This window comes from Synechococcus sp. W55.1, assembly GCF_047461655.1.
In the GTDB taxonomy this organism is placed as follows: domain Bacteria; phylum Cyanobacteriota; class Cyanobacteriia; order Thermostichales; family Thermostichaceae; genus Thermostichus.
Genome location: NZ_JANSHN010000019.1, coordinates 1 through 15,626, shown reverse-complemented (window position 1 = coordinate 15,626; position 15,626 = coordinate 1). Strand labels below are relative to the sequence as shown.

Genomic DNA, 15,626 nt, shown 5'->3' with positions numbered 1-15,626 from the left:
TCTTGTTCTGATTGCAGCATTGGAAGCTTCCCTCTCCCCTTGGGACAAGGGCTAGGGGCAAGGGAAAACTTCTAACCTTGTCTAGAATGACAACAGCTTTGCCCTACTCCTGCCATGCTCCAAACCTTACCCCGCCTGGATGTTGCTGCCCGTTTGCAGCAGTTGCGCCAGCTTCTGCGAGAACAAGATCTGGATGGCTTTTGGGTTCCCTCTGCTGATGAGCATCTCAATGAGTATTTGCCGGAACATCGCAAGCGGCGTCAGTGGATCACAGGCTTTACCGGCTCGGTGGGGGATGCCTTGATCACCCGGGACAGGGCTTGGCTGTGGGTAGATCCCCGCTATCACGAACAGGCGGAGCGGGAGGTGGATCCCAATCTATTGACAGTGATCAAAGGAGGTCTGCCGAATCAGCCCAGCCTGATGGAGATTGTGGAAGAGCTGGGATCCGGCTTTCGCCTGGGGGTGGATCCCTTTACGGTGGCGGTGGCCACCTATCGCCAGTTGCAGGCCCATGCCCAAGCGGGAGGGGTGCTCTTGATCCCGGTCATGGAAAACTTGGTGGATAAGCTGGCTCAGGGATCCGCTCCTGTCGCTCCCTTTGACCGGCCCATTGACTCGGTACCCACCCACCTAAGCGGGGCCACCCCTGCAGAAAAGCTGGCCCAAGTCCGGCAGGAGATGCGCCGCAAGCGGGTGGGACTGTTGCCCCTGACCAAATTGGATCAGGTGGCCTGGCTGTTTAACCTGCGGGGATCCGACATCCCCTACAACCCAGTGTTTTGGGCCTATGCTTTGGTCAGCCTAGATAGAGCGGCTCTATTCACAGATCTGGAGCGGCTCAGTCCCCCATCTCGGCAATTTCTGGCAGAAGCCGGGGTGGAACTCTGGCCCTACGAGACCTACAGCCAACAACTGCCCCAATGGGCCAAGAGCTATGCGCCGGTGGGCTTGGATCCCAAGCAGACCACCCAGGGCACTCAAGAGCTGCTGCAGGATGCGAGCTGCCGCGAGCTGGAGCACCCAGTAGAAGCCCTCAAGGCCGTGAAAAACCCCACCGAGCTGGAGCAAATGCGCCGCGCCAACCGCAAGGCCAGCCGGGCCAAGATTCGCACCCTGGCCTGGATCGACCGGCAAATCCAACAGGGGATCCCCGTCACCGAAGCCGACGTGGCCGCGATCATGGAGGCCCACTACCGGGAGGAAGGGGAGTGGGTGGGTCTGAGCTTCAATACCATTGCCGGGGCAGGAGCCAACAGCTCCATCATCCACTACGGCACTCCGGATCCCCAGAAGCGCCTGCAACCGGGAGAACTGTTCCTTTTGGATTCGGGATCCCACTACGAGGGGGGCACCACCGACGATACCCGCACCGTTTGGATTGGCCAGGAGCCGGCGGATCCCTTGTGCAAGCGGCGCTATACCGAGGTGCTCAAGGCCCACATTCAATGCGCCCGCCAGATCTTCCCCCCTGACACCTATGGGGTCTCGTTGGATGGGATCGCCCGCTCCACCCTTTGGCAGGCCGGGCTGGATTACGGCCATGGCACCGGCCACGGTGTCGGCGCCTTTTTGAACGTCCACGAGGGGCCCAACGGGATCCACCGCCGCGCCAACACCCCTCTCAAGGTGGGCATGATCAACAGCATTGAGCCGGGCTACTACCAGCCGGGATGGGGTGGGATCCGCCTGGAGAATCTCTACGAGGTGATTGCCATTCCCGAGCCGGAGGGCTGGATGGGCTTTCGCTCCCTGACTTGGATCCCTTTCGATGGGCGCTTGATCGATTGGGAACTGTTAAACGAGGTGCAGCGAGCCTGGCTGGACGAGTATCACCGGCAGGTTTACGCCATGCACCACGCCACCTTGCCAGAACAGGATGCCGCCTGGTTACGACGCGCCTGCGGACTGAGCTGATGTACTCGCAAAAGCGTTGCGCCCTGGCAAAGAGCGCAGGAAGGATCCCTGCAGTTGACCACATGCGGCATTGCCATCCAAACCACGGGTTTGGCGCACGGTGGCCCGCACCTGGTGTTGCTCAAGCTGGCGGACGAACGCTTTGACTCGTGCCGGGTGGGGGCGTTGATAGTCGGCTCCAGAGATAGGGTTGTAAGGGATCAGGTTCACGTGCAGTTGCACCCCTGACCGGCTGGCCTGCTGCAGCAATTGCGCCAGTTGGCGGGCATGAATGGGCAGATCGTTGACCCCCGACAGCAGGGTATATTCAAAACTGACTCGCCGCCCGGTGCGCAGCATGTAGTCACGGCAATCCTGGATCAGAGCATCCAGAGGGTAGTGGGCTGCCGAGGGGATCAACTGCTGCCGCAGATCTTGATTGGGAGCATGCAAGCTGACGGCCAGGGTGATTTGCAGATCCTGCTGCGCCAGCCAGGCAATTTGCCGGGGTACGCCCACCGTCGAGAGGGTGATGTGCCGTTGGCCGATGCCGATATCTCGATTCAGGCTACGGATGGCTTGCACCACCGTATCGCGGTTGAGCAGAGGTTCCCCCATGCCCATAAAGACCACGTGGCTGACGCGACGGCCAAAATCTTCCTGCACCGTCAACACCTGATCCAAAATCTCGTGCAGCTCTAGGTTGCGTCGGTAGCCCATCTTGCCGGTGGCACAGAAATCGCAGGCCATCGGGCAGCCCACCTGAGAAGAGACGCAGACCGTCAGACGCTCAGCCGCTGGGATCCCTACCGTTTCGATCAACTGCCCATCCGCCAACCCCAGCAGAAACTTCACAGTACCATCGCGGGCCTCTGTCCGCTGCACAATGCGCGAGCGTCCCACTGGGTAGCTTTGCACCGCCTCTCGCCAAGCCCTAGGAAACACCGTCACCTGTTCCAGGGAGCGGATCCCTTTTTGGTAGATCCAAGCATGCAGTTGTTGCCCGCGATAGGCCGGCTGTCCTTGGGCAACCGCCCAGTCTTTCAGAGCAGACAAGGACTGCCCCAGCAGGGGAATGGGTAGGGCCGACATAAATCCATCTCAAAAGCACAGGAGTCTGGCTCCTTCACTCTAGCCTGTCCCCGTGACCCAATCTCCTTCAGTCCAGTGGAAGTGATAAAATGGGGTGCCGTTGCCGGATGTTGAAGTGCTGGTCGTCATCGACAACTACGACAGCTTCACCTACAACCTGGTGCAGTATCTGGGGGAGTTGGGAGCCCAGCTACAGGTTTTTCGCAATGACCAGCTCTCCGTTGACGACCTGCGCCGCATGCAGCCGCAAGCGGTGGTCATCTCTCCTGGGCCAGGGCGGCCAGAAGATGCCGGGATCTCGCTGGAGTTGATTCGGGAGCTGGGGCCAGAGCTGCCGATCCTGGGCGTTTGTCTGGGGCACCAGTGCATTGGGCAGGTCTACGGTGGTCAGATCGTGCGCGCACCTGAGCTGATGCATGGCAAAACCTCGCTCATTTACCATCGAGGGGTGGGAGTGTTTGAGGGGTTGAGCCAGCCTTTCACGGCCACCCGCTACCACAGCTTGGTGATCGAGCCTTCTACGTGTCCTGACGAGCTGGAGGTGACGGCCCAAACCAGCGATGGGATCATCATGGGGGTACGCCACCGCCGCTATCCCCATGTTCAGGGCGTGCAGTTCCACCCGGAGAGCATCTTGACTGCAGAGGGCAAGCGCTTGTTGAGCAACTTCCTGCGCAGCGCCAAAGCCTCAACTGCTGCTCAGCCCAATGTTTCGCAGAAACCTCAGGAAACCGTTGCCGTTGTTACATCAGGGATCCCCACTCCATGAAGCGTCGCCAGCTTCTGCAAGCCAGCGCTGGGCTGCTGGGATCGATGGCCGTGAACCTGGCCAGAGGGCGCAAAGCGGGCGCTCAGACAGCGCCGGCACAAGGTTCGGAAACGCCAACAACCCCAGGGTCTATAGAGTTCACTCCCGGCTCCAGCTCGCAGGGGCTGCAACTGACTTGGCTGCACCACAGTTGTGTTTTGTTCGAGGGGGAGGGCCGACGGTTTCTGGTCAACCCGTTTCGGCCGGCGGGCTGTACGGCTGGCTATCCTGCCCCACGAGTTGCTGCCGATCTGGTGTTGCTCAGCAGCCGCTTGTTGGATGAGGGCGCTTTGGATGTGGTGCCCGGCAACCCAAGGGTGCTGTTTCAGCCGGGGGACTATCTGATCGACGGGATCCGGGTGCAAGGAGTACGCATGCCCCGTGGCCCTCGCTTTGGCGTAAACGTGGGTTGGCGCTGGCGCATGGCTGGGATCGACATTGTCCATTTGGGAGGGGCGCTGCAGCCAATTACGCGGGAGCAGTCCATCCTGCTTGCTCGTCCCGACCTGTTGCTGGTGCCAGTGGGGGGTGGGCCGAAAAATTACGATCCTGCCGGGGCCAAGGCGGCCATTGAGGCGCTGCAGCCCAAGCTGGTCATCCCCACCATGTATCGCACGGCCGCCGCCGAGGAATCCCAATGCGAGCTGCTGCCGCTGCAGGAGTTTTTGCGTCTCTTCCCCGCTGCTGCCCCGCAACCTGCCCTCAGCAACCCGTTGCTGCTCTCGGCCCAGGCTCTGCCCAGGCAGGGGCTCGCCATCCTTTTCTTTGAGGAATAGGGCTATGCGAGGTCAGGTCCTAAAAATCGCTGTCGGACTGGGATCCCTGCTAGTGGGGGGTCTGGGATTCTATGGATACTCCCTACCAGAAGATCCACAAGCCTTGGCCCAAGCCAACCCGCTGCGGCTGCAACTGGCTCTCTGGCTGGGGAAAGACGCCAACGCCGTCGATGAGCGGGGCAAGACAGCCCTGTTTTTCGTAGAAAGCGGCCTCAACGCCCGTCTTTTGCTGGCAGCGGGGGCGGATCCCAATCAACTAGACCATGGGGGAGCCAGCCCCTTACACCAAGCCGCTCGCCTGGGCAACCCTGAGGTTACGAAAGCCCTGCTCCAGGGAGGGGCCGAGGTGAACGCTCGCTTTGGTGCCGGTGGCCTTCCCCTACATTTTGCCGCTTGGTCCGGCAACCCAGAGGTCGTTCGGCTGCTGCTGGAACATGGCTCCGAGATCGACGAGCCGGATGGCTACGGCCTCACCCCCCTGCAAATTGCCCAGGACATGCGGCGCTGGGAAGCTGCGATCCTTTTGTCCCGCTGGCCCCGCTCGGCATCCGCTGACGGGCATATGGATTGATTCCGCTTCTCTCACCACCCCAGCACCCAGGCAAAGATCAAAGGTGCCACAATGGTGGCATCCGACTCGATGACAAACTTGGGGGTATCGACAGCCAGCTTGCCCCAGGTGATCTTCTCATTGGGCACTGCTCCCGAATAGGAGCCGTAGCTGGTGGTGGAGTCGCTGATCTGGCAGAAATAGCCCCACATGGGCACGCCCTGGCGGCCCAGGTCTTGATGGAGCATGGGTACCACACAGATGGGGAAATCCCCGGCTATGCCGCCGCCAATTTGAAAGAAGCCAATGGAGGATTCCGCCGAGGTGTGCGTGTACCAGTCCGCCAGGTGGATCATGTACTCGATCCCTGTGCGGATGGTATGCACATTGCGGATCTCACCCGTGATGCAGTGGGCGGCATACATGTTGCCGGTGGTGGAGTCCTCCCATCCCGGCACATAGATGGGCAAGTTGGCCTCCATAGCGGCGTAAACCCAAGAATCCCGGGGATTAATTTGGTAGTAGGGCTCCAGCCGGCCGCTGCGCAGGATGCGGTAGATAAACTCGTGCGGGAAGTAGTGTTCCCCGGCCTGGTCGGCAGCCATCCACTCTTCCAAGAGGGCTTTTTCTAGGCGCCGCATCGCCTCCTCTTCGGGAATGCAGGTATCGGTTACCCGGTTCAGGTGCCGCTCCAGCAGCTCCTGCTCCTGCTGCGGGCTAAGATCGCGGTAGTGGGGCACCCGCTCGTAGAACTCATGGGCGATGAGGTTAAAGATGTCCTCTTCTAGGTTGGCGCCGGTGCAGGAGATGGCGTGAACCTTACCCTGCCGGATCATCTCAGCTAGGGAAAGGCCCAGCTCCGCTGTGCTCATGGCGCCGGCCAGGGTCACCATCATTTTGCCGCCCTTTTCCAGGTGAGCACAATAACCTTTGGCTGCATCCAGCAGCGCGGCTGCGTTGAAGTGGCGAAAGTGATGCTCGATAAATTGGCTGACAGGGCCGTTGGTCACTGCTTCCCCCGTTATTATGTGTCTATTGTGTCTATGGTTGAGTTCCTGAGCGCGGCAGGATCCGCCGTCGCAAAGCACGATCACCAATTCTAGCAAGCCCAGAAGGGCTAGCAAACTTTTGGGGATTTTTTCCCCCTTCCGGCGTGGACATGGCCATTGCTCTAGAGGACGTCCGCCAAATCTACCATCGGCCTCTCCTGCAGTTGGTGTACGAGGCGCAAGCGGTGCACCGGCAGCACCACCCGCCCGACCGGGTGCAACTGTGTGCCCTTGTCAACATCAAATCGGGCCGCTGTCCGGAAGACTGCGCCTATTGCCCCCAAAGCGCCCGCTACTCGACGGGCATCGAGACCTACCCCTTGATTGCGCCGGATACGCTGCGTCAGCACGCCATTGCCGCCCAAAAGGCAGGCGCCACTCGGCTGTGCATGGGGGCTGCCTGGCGGTCAGCCCCGCAAGGGGAGGCGTTTGAGCGCGTGCTGGAGATGGTGCGCGTGGTGCGCGAGCTGGGGATGGAGGCCTGTGCCACTCTGGGAATGCTGTCGGCGGCTCAGGCCCAGCAGCTGGCGGCGGCAGGGCTGACGGCCTACAACCATAACCTGGACACCTCGCCGGAGTTCTACTCCCGCATCATCACGACGCGCACCTACCGGGAGCGCCTGGAGACTTTGGCCCATGTGGCGGCAGCCGGCTTGCAGATCTGCTGTGGCGGCATTGTCGGCCTTGGAGAAACCGACGAAGACCGCATCGGCCTGCTGCACGTGCTGGCCAGCCTGACGCCGCCGCCCACCTCAGTGCCCATCAACGCTCTGGTGCCGGTGCCCGGCACGCCCTTAGGCCAGCTTCCCCCTCCCGATCCGCTGCTGCTGGTGCGCACCATCGCCACTGCTCGCCTGCTGCTGCCCACGGCCCAGATCCGGCTCTCGGCAGGGCGGAGAAATCTTTCCGAGAGCGAGCAAGCCCTGTGCTTCTTGGCAGGTGCCAACTCCATTTTTACCGGCGACAAATTGCTGACCACGCCCAACCCAGGGTCGGCTGCCGATGCAGCTTTGCTGCAAAAGCTGGGCCTGCGACCGCTCTAGGGGCAAATGTCTTGGCGCTTCTGCAATGCCGTTGCAGGTCTCGGCTGGGCGGGCTGTGCTCTTCTACTGGGTGACGATTCTTGACAGAGGAGGTCACTATCTCCTAACCCTGTCGGCAGCCATGTCAGAATGATGGCGACAGTGTTTCCAAGGTTGCTAGCGTTGGGTTGATGCCTCCTGTCAGCACCGTCGAGCCAGCTGAGCCAATTGTTGAAGCCCAATCTCCAGAAGCGACTGCTCCGTCTCCAGAGCCATTGCCTGGGGCTGTGGATCCCTCGCAGTCGAAGCCAGCCGGGTCTTCGATGGGATCCCTGCAGCGCTGGTGGGCGCGCTGGAAACAAAAGCTGCGCCTGGAGACCCAGCTGCTCTTTGTGGCCACGCTGGTGGTCTCCTTGGTGGTGAGCAGTTTTACCTTCTGGGCCGTCAGCACTGTGCAGCAGGATGCCCGCTTCAACGAGGCCCGCTTTGGCCGAGATCTGGGGCTGCTCTTGGCCGCCAATGTCGCCCCCCTGATTGCGGAAGATCGCATTGGCGAAGTGGCGCAACTGTCCCGCCAGTACTTTGAGAGCACCAGCAGCATCCGCTATCTGCTCTATGCCGATCCCGAAGGAAACATCTACTACGGGATCCCGTTCTCCAATCAGGAGGTGAAAACCTCCCTCAGCCTTACCCGTCGCATGCAACTGCCGGACAACCGTCCTCCTGCTGAGGGCCAACCGCTGGTGCGCACCCACCTTACCCCTGCTGGGCGGGTGACGGATATTTTCGTCGGCATCTACCATCAGGGCCGCTTTTTGGGCACCCTCGGCTTGGGCATCAATCCCAATCCCGCCCTGGTGCGCTCCACACAATTGGCGCGGGAGGTCTCGATTGGGGTGTTTTTGGCGGTGTGGGTCTTGGCCATCCTGGGAGCGGTGGTCAATGCCCTCACCATCACCTATCCCATCAAAGAGCTGGTCAAAGGTGTCCAGGAGATCACCAAAGGTAACTTCAAGCAGCGCATCGACCTGCCCTTCGGGGGAGAGCTGGCCCAGCTCATCGACAGCTTTAACGAGATGGCGGAGCGGCTGCAAAGCTACGAAGAGCAAAACATCGAGGAACTGGCTGCCGCCAAAGCCAAGTTGGAGACCTTGGTCTTCTCCATCGTCGATGCTGCCATTTTGCTGGATGCCGAGTTGCGGGTGCTGCTGCTCAACCCTGCCGCCTCCCGCATGTTTGGCTGGGAAGGGGATCCCGTTTTGGGCAAACCCCTGCCGGAGCTGTTGCCGGAGGATCTGCAGCAGCAACTGGCCCGCCCCCTGATGCAAATTGCCCGCGGGGATCAAGAAGCAGAGGAAGTTCGCGTCAACCTCACCGGCCCCACCAAGCGTGTTATCCGCATCCTGCTTTCGCCGGTGTCGGATCCGCGGCGGCAAAATCTCAAGGGGATCGTGATGACGGTGCAGGACATCACCCGCGAGGCAGAGCTCAACGAAGCCAAGGCCCAATTCATCAGCAACATCAGCCACGAGCTGCGCACCCCCCTCTTCAGCATCAAGTCTTTTATCGAGACCCTCTACGAGTACGGCGAGCAGATGTCCTCGGCGGAGCGGCTGGACTACCTGGAAATTGCCAACCGCGAAACCGACCGCCTCACCCGCCTGGTCAACGATGTTTTGGATTTGTCTCGTCTGGAATCGGGCAAGCAGTACCACTTTGAAGGTGTCGACATCGCGGCAGTGATCGAGCAGACTTTGCGCACCCACCAACTGCAGGCCCGCGACAAAGGGATCCAGCTGCGCAAGTTCGTCGATCCGGATCTGCCGCTGGTCTGGGGCAACTACGATCTGCTGCTGCAGGTGATGACCAATCTCCTGGGCAATGCCCTCAAGTTCACCCCCTCAGGGGGCCTGGTGACGGTACATGCCCACCTGGTGGTTCAGGCGGATGGATCCCCGCAGGCAGTGCGGGTGGCGGTGGCCGATACAGGCATTGGCATTGCCCCAGAAGATCAGGAGCGGATTTTCGACCGCTTTTTCCGTGTCGAGAACCGGGTCCACACCCTAGAGGGCACCGGCCTGGGGTTGGCCATCGTGCGCAACATCCTGGAGAAACATCGAACCCGCATCTGCCTGGAGAGCAAGCTAGAACAGGGATCCACCTTTTGGTTCGATCTGCATCTGTATGCAGAGGGCTCGCCCCTGGAGTTCACGGATCCGCCCGCCGAGACGGATCCCCCCAGTTGCGCTTGGCGGGAGCACTCCCATCAACGCTGAGGATATGAAGGGCATACCGGCCATTTTTTGGGGGTTGGGCCTCAGTTTCGCATTTTTGTGCCACACTGGTGACCTCTACCACCACCACAGGGGGGCTGGGCAACCCGCTGTTGGCCACCGGCGAAAACGTCACTTCTCTGCTGCTGGCGGTGGTGGCGGTGCTGGCTCCTTGGCTGGCAGTGCTGCTGATGGGTTTGCTGGTGTACTGGCTGGGCAAACGGGCGTTGAAACTGGGGTTCCGCAGCAGAAATGCCGCTCCCAAGTCTCAGGGATCCCCGCCGACGGCTGTTCTACACTGGAGAAGGTTTTAACTGGATGGTTTTGCCATGCCGCCTCGCTGGCCCCGGAAGCCCTCCCGTCGGGATCCCGAATTTCGCAAGCTGGATGATCGCTATACCTATGCCGCCCACCTGTCTGTTTTCCTCTGTAGCGGGTCTGGGCTGGTGTTTTTTCAGCAACTGTACCGCGCGGATTGGCCGTGGCTGGTGCCCCTGTTGGGCTGGTGGGCTTTGGGGCTAGGGATCCACAGCTTCTGGATCTTTTTTGTGGCCCGCTATCCCGTCGAGGCCGGCTTTGGGGAGCTCACTCCCGGCGCGCACGAAAACCCAACAGCCGCGGAGACGGATCCCTCCAGAGCCAGCTAGGACTTAGAGAGGGGATGATCCCCTTGCTCCTGTTCTCAGCCAGGGGAGGTAGAAGCTCCACCTGGTCGCCGCTGCCGCCGCAGCAGCAGGGGGGAGAGATCGCTCTCGTCGTAAATATCCCCCACCAGCTCCTCCAAAATGTCTTCCAGCGTGATGAGGCCGGTGGTGCCGCCAAACTCATCCACCACGATCCCCAGGTGTTGGCGAGAGCGCAGCATTTCCTTGAGCAACAGGCTGACCCGCTTGGTGTCCGGCACAAAAAAAGGCGGTGCCATCGCCTGGGTCACTTCGGCATTGCCTTTTTGATCCAGATGGCGCAGGGCTTGCTTGAGGTGGATGATGCCGACGATCTCATCCTTGGATTCTCCCTGTACGGGGATGCGGGAGTAGCCCGTTTCCAAACAGAGCTTCACCACATCCTGCAACGTTTTGTCGTGGGAGATGGTCTCCATCTTGACTCTGGGCTTGGCCACATCCCGCGCTTGGAGTAAGTCCAAAGCCAAGGCACCGCGGAACAGCCGCCGTTTTTGCCAATCCAGCAGCCCCCGCTGCCCCAACACATCGATCAGCAGCTCCAAATCCTTGAGAGAAGCGGTGGCCGTCAGGGGGGAGAATTCCAATAGATTGAAGAGCCTGCTGACAACCCACTCAAAAGCGTCGCTAAAAGGGCGCAGCAGCACCGATAGGACATGAACAGGCCGCACCACCCAGCGGAACACCCCTAGCGGATGGCTCACCGCTAAAGACTTTGGGGCTACTTCTCCAAAGAGGAGCACCACAATTGTGGTGGGCACGGTGGCGGCCAAAGCTCCAATCTGGGTTCCCAACAGTTCAATGGAGAGGGTTGTGGCCAAAGCGGCAATGCCGATGTTGACAAAGTTGTTCACCAGCAACAGGGTGGTGATCAGCCGCGAGCGCTGTTGTTGGGCCAGTCGATACAAGCCCTGTGGATCCCCTTGCTCTTCGATCAGAGATTCCAGGCGCAGGTTGTCCATGGCCGTGATGGCGGTTTCGGCCCCAGAGCAAGCTCCTGAGAGGAGCAGCAAAAAGGCCAAGAGGAAGACATTAACCATAGCGCTCCGTTACGGGATATGGGTGGCGTCGAAGGACTAAACCCAAGCTGCTCAAGCCAGTCAGCTCCTCGAAGATCTTATTCATCCCGTTGATTTGTTCTTGATTGAGTTAAGGCTACTGATCGAAATGGGCGGAGCCGGATCGCTCCAAAAGCTGCCGGTACAACGTTACAATTTTGTCTTGCACCTCGGATTGGCTCAGGTGATCTGTGTCGATCAAGATGGCATCGGGGGCAGGCCGCAAGGGAGAGATGAGCCGTTCGCTGTCGCGGCGATCCCGCTGCTCGATTTGCGCTTTCAATTCTTCGAGAGGCACCATTTGCCCTTGGGCTTGGAGTTGGTGTTGCCGACGCTGCGCCCGCTCCCCAACAGAAGCGGTCAAGAAAACCTTCAGCTCTGCATCAGGAAAGACGTGGGTGCCGATATCCCGCCCCTCCAAGACAGCACCGCCATCCCGGCCAATGCTGCGTTGCCGCTTCACCAGCTCCTGGCGTACTCCCGGCACTGCCGCCACGTGAGAGACCCAGCGGGTCACTTCCGGAGAGCGAATGGCCTGGGTAATTTCTTCGCCATCGGCCCAGATGCGGGTCGGCTCTGTCGAAGAGGTGCCACTTTGCAGGGTGAGCTGGGTTTGGGCGGCCAGTTGGGTGAGTTGCTCGGCATCGTCCAAAGGGATCCCCCGTTGCAGTGCCAGCCAGGTGATGGCTCGATACATGGCCCCCGTGTCCAAGTACAAAAGCTGCAGCTGGGCGGCTACTGCCCGCGCCACGGTGGATTTTCCGGCTCCAGCCGGGCCGTCGATGGCAATCAGCGGGCGACGCGGGGGAGAGGTCGTGCCGGAAGAGGGCGGTGCCGCATGCTGGACTCTCTCCGGCGAGGGATCCCCTTGCTCTGGGGAAAGGAGCAGGTTGTCGATCAGGCGAGTCTGCCCCACATAGGCAGCAATGGCCAGCAGGCCCTTGTCTTCCACCCGCGGCAGCGGCTGTAGCGTTTGGGGATCCACCAATTCCAGGTACTGCAGTTGCAGCTCTGGGGTATGCTCCAGCTCAGCACGGGCGGCGGCAAGGATCCCTTCTGCTGAGGGATCCCCGGCCTGCCAATGGTCATATCCCCGACGCAAGGCCCGGTACAGCCCGGCAGCCACCTGTCGTTCAGCAGCAGAAAGGTAGCGGTTGCGGGAGCTACAGGCGAGGCCATCGGCTTCTCGCACCGTGGGGCAGGGAACAATCGTGGTGGGTATTTGCAGATCCCGAACCAAACGCTGAATGATCGCCAGTTGCTGGGCGTCTTTTTGGCCAAAGTAGGCCCGCTGCGGCTGTACCAAGTTCAGCAGTTGCAGCACAATGGTGGCCACGCCGCGAAAGTGGCCAGGTCGGTGGGGGGCGCAGAGGGTCTGCAGAAGGGATTCGGGGGGCATGACCCAGGTGCGGTCGCTTCCGGTTGCCGGGTCGGCTCCCATCTCTTGCGGGTCAGGGGCAAAGACCACATCCACACCTGCTGCCTCGCACAAAGCTCGGTCCCCCTCTTCGTCGCGGGGATAGCGATCCCAGTCTTCGTTGGGGCCAAATTGCAGCGGATTGACGAAAATGCTGACCACCGTGTGGTCACACTCCTGGCAGCAGCGGCGAATCAAGCTGAGATGGCCCTCATGCAGGGATCCCATCGTGGGCACCAAGCCAACTGTGGATCCCCGCCAATCGGCTACCTGCTCCCGCAAAGCAGCAACTGTGCGCAGCCAGTGCATTGCCATGCTACCTCAATCCCTCTCTCCCCTATGGGTTTTCTCCAACCCCCCCAAAGGCTGCTCCTACAGGCCGATCTTGTTGCTGCGTTGATACTGCCTGTAGGCTGCCACGAACAAGCCCGCCAAGGTGACCACCACCATTCCCAACACGATCCCCAACAAAATTGGCTCGATCACAGCACAGACCTCCCAGTTAAACCTAAATCATGATAAGCCAAGCCCAAACCTATCCTCACCGTTCCTTGCCAAGGAAATCGAGGGGGGATCCCCTAATAAAATGCAGGGGATCCGCGAAGCCGTTGAGATGGCATACCCATAGCCCATGAGATCAATTGCCTTGTCCGGGGATGGCGGAGACTTGAAGGGGCGCCTGTCCGAACTGGAAGAGCAACTGCGCCCTTTGGCAGACAAGGCCGTTCCCCTGCTGGTGGCAGACTCCGATCCGGTGCAGGTGTGGGCGGCAGTTTTGACTTGCCAGCGCTTGGGGATCCCGCTGTTCTTGGGTAATCCCCACTGGGGAGAACGGGAATGGGGACAGGCTTTGGCGGATATGGGATCCGGCTGGTGGTGGCGACAGGGACGGCTGGAAGGGGATCCCGCCCCCTTGAATCCGCGCCTGCGAGAGTTGCGGGAAGTTTTGCCCAGCTCCCATTGGCCGTTGATCGGCATCCCCACCGGTGGCTCCGGCGGCCAGATAAAATGGGCCATGCACTCTTGGCTGACCCTCAGCGCCTCGGCCAAAGCCCACCAACAGCACTTTGCCGTTGGGCCTGTACACAGCTATTGCGTTCTGCCCCTGTACCACGTCAGCGGCTTGATGCAGGCAGTCCGATCCTGGCTGAGCGGTGGGCAGTGGGTTGTCTGGGATTGGAAACGGCAACAGCAGGCCGAGTCTTGGGATCCCCCTCTGCCGGGGAGCTTTCTATCGCTGGTGCCCACTCAGTTGCAACGGCTGTTGCTCAGCGCCCATCCGGGAGTTTTGGAGAGCCTGCGCCAATTTCGGGCCATTTTGGTCGGCGGTGGCCCCACCTGGCCCAGCTTGCGGCAACAGGCCCGGCAACTTCACCTTCCCCTTGCCCTCACCTACGGTATGACCGAGACCGCCTCCCAGGTGTGTACGTTACTGCCAGAAGCCTTTTGGCAAGGGAGCGACAGTCTGGGTCGGCCTCTGCCCCACGCCACGCTCCAGATCCGCAGCGAAAAAGGGGATCCCCTGCCCAGCCATGCTGTGGGCTACATTCACATTCAGGCAGAGTCGCTGGCACTGGGCTACTACCCGCACCTAAGTGCTACGCACCGCTTACGCGAAGGGCAACAGCAAGGCTTTACCCCCGGCGATTTGGGCTATCTAGACCGACAGGGATGTCTCCATTGGCTGGGTCGAGCCGATGACCTGATCCTGACCGGCGGGGAAAAGGTGATGGCTGCGGAAGTGGAAGGGGAGATCCGAGCCAGCGGCTGGGTGGAAGATGCATGTGTGTTGGGCCTGCCGGATGCCGAATGGGGGCAGCGGGTTGTGGCGGTGGTCGTCCCCAAAACAGGGATCCCGGCAATCCCCAAAGAGCTGGAGATGCACCTGAAGCAACACCTGAGCCGCCAACTGAGTCCCTTCAAGCATCCGAAGCACTGGCTGTGGTGTACCGGGATCCCACGCAACCCCCAGGGCAAAGTCAACCGCCAACAACTCCGGCAGTGGACAGCCCAAATGTTGGGGATCTCAACGCAGGCGAGCTAGCGGGATCCCTCCTGAATGCCCAAACGGGCTAAATCTCGCTTGATTTCAAAGGCCAATTCCCGGTTGTGCGGCTCCGTGGCCAAAGCTTTTCTCAAGTAGGCTTCCGCCTGCTGATAGCGCCCCTCGTAGATCAAATGGTTGCCGAAGCGCTGGTAGGCCAACGCCAAGATGTGGATGGCCTCGCTGGAGTTGGGAAACCGTTTCAGCAGCGCCTCCGCCTGGGCCACCGCCGTGGGTAACTTCCGCTCCCGCCAGGCTGCCTTGACGCGGGCAATCCCCTCCTTGAGCCCTTCCGGATTGGGCTGCTCTGCCGATGAGGGGCCTATGCTGCGAATGACCACCCGCCTTTCGCCGGCAGCAGGAGAGCTGGGTGGAGGTTGACGTTGTGCAGATTGACGTTGTGCAGATTGACGTTGTGCATCGTAGCGCCGCCGCTGCTCAGGGTCGCTCAGCACTTGGTAGGCTTGGTGGATTTGTTGGAAACGCTCTCGGGATCCCTCCCCTGCCACATCAGGGTGAAACTGCCGCGCCAACCGTCGAAACGCCTGTTTAATCTCTTCAATGTCCGCTGCAGGAGATAGGTTCAGGATCGCGTAGTAATCCATAAACGGTGGCGCAACTAAGGGATCGGGAAAAGACCTGGCCAAAAACCAGCTCTAGTCTATCGCTGCGGCCCCGGCTTGACCAAGGGATCCCACCAAGCGCTTGGTTCTCCCGCTTCCCTCAGCAGCAGGGATCCAGTGTTAGACTTTGGCCAAGTTGTTTGGAGCCTCCATTCCGGCCTATCGAGGATCCCTTCCTGTTGCCCAACTTCATTGCAACTTGGCTTTTTTGTTTCTATCTGTTATGAGTGAAGCGCTTCATCAAGCTCTTGCCAATCGAGATCTAGGTTGTGTTGATCTTTCATTTGAGCCAAAAGAGAGCACTGACGAGATAGAGAAAACTCAAGAAGTTCCTGGCC

15 protein-coding genes and 1 pseudogene are annotated in these 15,626 nt (G+C 60.4%); 10 read left to right on the top strand and 6 right to left on the bottom strand.

Translation table 11 applies throughout. The features are described 5' to 3' along the window. Positions 1-114: 114 nt before the first annotated feature. Positions 115-1,917: an aminopeptidase P family protein gene (locus tag NW816_RS10105; RefSeq protein ID WP_414409065.1), complete on the top strand. Its 1,803-nt coding sequence runs from the start codon at positions 115-117 to the stop codon at positions 1,915-1,917. Here NW816_RS10105 and rlmN read toward each other — a convergent pair. Further along, entirely contained in the window at positions 1,891-2,988 is a 1,098-nt protein-coding gene (gene rlmN / locus NW816_RS10100; RefSeq protein ID WP_414409064.1) for a 23S rRNA (adenine(2503)-C(2))-methyltransferase RlmN, read from the bottom strand. The two genes, NW816_RS10105 and rlmN, sit on opposite strands and share 27 nt — an antisense overlap. Before the next feature lie 115 nt (positions 2,989-3,103). Here rlmN and NW816_RS10095 point away from each other — a divergent pair, with 115 nt between their 5' ends. The 3 genes from NW816_RS10095 to NW816_RS10085 are packed head-to-tail and all read left to right on the top strand — an operon-like array spanning position 3,104 to position 5,143. Beyond that, a complete protein-coding gene (locus NW816_RS10095) occupies positions 3,104-3,757 on the top strand; it encodes an anthranilate synthase component II (RefSeq protein WP_414357317.1) in 654 nt (217 codons plus the stop codon). Next, entirely contained in the window at positions 3,754-4,572 is an 819-nt protein-coding gene (locus NW816_RS10090; RefSeq protein WP_414409063.1) for an MBL fold metallo-hydrolase, read from the top strand. Before NW816_RS10095 ends, NW816_RS10090 begins: the two co-directional genes overlap by 4 nt. 4 nt (positions 4,573-4,576) lie before the next feature. After that, entirely contained in the window at positions 4,577-5,143 is a 567-nt protein-coding gene (locus NW816_RS10085; protein WP_414409062.1) for an ankyrin repeat domain-containing protein, read from the top strand. 11 nt (positions 5,144-5,154) lie between these two features. On the opposite strand, the gene NW816_RS10080 is transcribed toward NW816_RS10085, so the two are convergent. Next, positions 5,155-6,132 carry a deoxyhypusine synthase family protein gene (locus NW816_RS10080; protein WP_414409061.1) on the bottom strand — a complete coding sequence of 326 codons (978 nt, stop codon included), beginning with the start codon at positions 6,130-6,132 and terminating at the stop codon, positions 5,155-5,157. A gap of 149 nt (positions 6,133-6,281) precedes the next feature. On the opposite strand from NW816_RS10080, the gene bioB reads away from it, so the two are divergent. The 4 genes and pseudogenes from bioB to NW816_RS10060 all read left to right on the top strand — a co-directional run bounded on the left by bioB (position 6,282) and on the right by NW816_RS10060 (position 10,113). Further along, positions 6,282-7,214 (top strand): biotin synthase BioB, encoded by a 933-nt coding sequence (gene bioB / locus NW816_RS10075; protein ID WP_414409060.1) that lies wholly within the window; start codon positions 6,282-6,284, stop codon positions 7,212-7,214. Positions 7,215-7,516: 302 nt separating this feature from the next. Beyond that, the gene (locus NW816_RS10070; RefSeq protein ID WP_414409094.1) at positions 7,517-9,469 is read left to right on the top strand and encodes an ATP-binding protein; all 1,953 of its coding nucleotides are present in this window, start codon (positions 7,517-7,519) and stop codon (positions 9,467-9,469) included. A gap of 41 nt (positions 9,470-9,510) precedes the next feature. Then, positions 9,511-9,780: pseudogene (locus NW816_RS10065) on the top strand (DUF4126 family protein); the annotation flags it as partial. A gap of 15 nt (positions 9,781-9,795) precedes the next feature. Continuing rightward, entirely contained in the window at positions 9,796-10,113 is a 318-nt protein-coding gene (locus tag NW816_RS10060) for a hypothetical protein (RefSeq protein ID WP_011433986.1), read from the top strand. A 35-nt stretch (positions 10,114-10,148) separates the two neighbouring features. Here NW816_RS10060 and NW816_RS10055 read toward each other — a convergent pair whose 3' ends face one another. From NW816_RS10055 to petG, 3 genes are all read right to left on the bottom strand, one after another. Beyond that, complete coding sequence (locus tag NW816_RS10055; protein ID WP_414409059.1) at positions 10,149-11,186, bottom strand: hemolysin family protein; 1,038 nt, start codon at positions 11,184-11,186, stop codon at positions 10,149-10,151. Between the two features lie 115 nt (positions 11,187-11,301). Continuing rightward, positions 11,302-12,930 carry a bifunctional pantoate--beta-alanine ligase/(d)CMP kinase gene (locus tag NW816_RS10050; protein WP_414409093.1) on the bottom strand — a complete coding sequence of 543 codons (1,629 nt, stop codon included), beginning with the start codon at positions 12,928-12,930 and terminating at the stop codon, positions 11,302-11,304. Positions 12,931-12,993: 63 nt separating this feature from the next. After that, the gene (petG, locus tag NW816_RS10045) at positions 12,994-13,107 is read right to left on the bottom strand and encodes a cytochrome b6-f complex subunit V (protein WP_011433989.1); all 114 of its coding nucleotides are present in this window, start codon (positions 13,105-13,107) and stop codon (positions 12,994-12,996) included. A gap of 145 nt (positions 13,108-13,252) precedes the next feature. Here petG and NW816_RS10040 point away from each other — a divergent pair, with 145 nt between their 5' ends. Beyond that, on the top strand, positions 13,253-14,665 hold the full coding sequence (locus NW816_RS10040; RefSeq protein ID WP_414409058.1) for a 2-succinylbenzoate--CoA ligase: 1,413 nt from the start codon (positions 13,253-13,255) through the stop codon (positions 14,663-14,665). Here NW816_RS10040 and NW816_RS10035 read toward each other — a convergent pair. Then, on the bottom strand, positions 14,662-15,270 hold the full coding sequence (locus NW816_RS10035) for a DnaJ domain-containing protein (RefSeq protein WP_414409057.1): 609 nt from the start codon (positions 15,268-15,270) through the stop codon (positions 14,662-14,664). The two genes, NW816_RS10040 and NW816_RS10035, sit on opposite strands and share 4 nt — an antisense overlap. A gap of 145 nt (positions 15,271-15,415) precedes the next feature. On the opposite strand from NW816_RS10035, the gene NW816_RS10030 reads away from it, so the two are divergent. Further along, positions 15,416-15,626 (top strand): hypothetical protein (locus NW816_RS10030; RefSeq protein ID WP_414409056.1); only part of this gene is annotated, 211 nt, incomplete at its 3' end.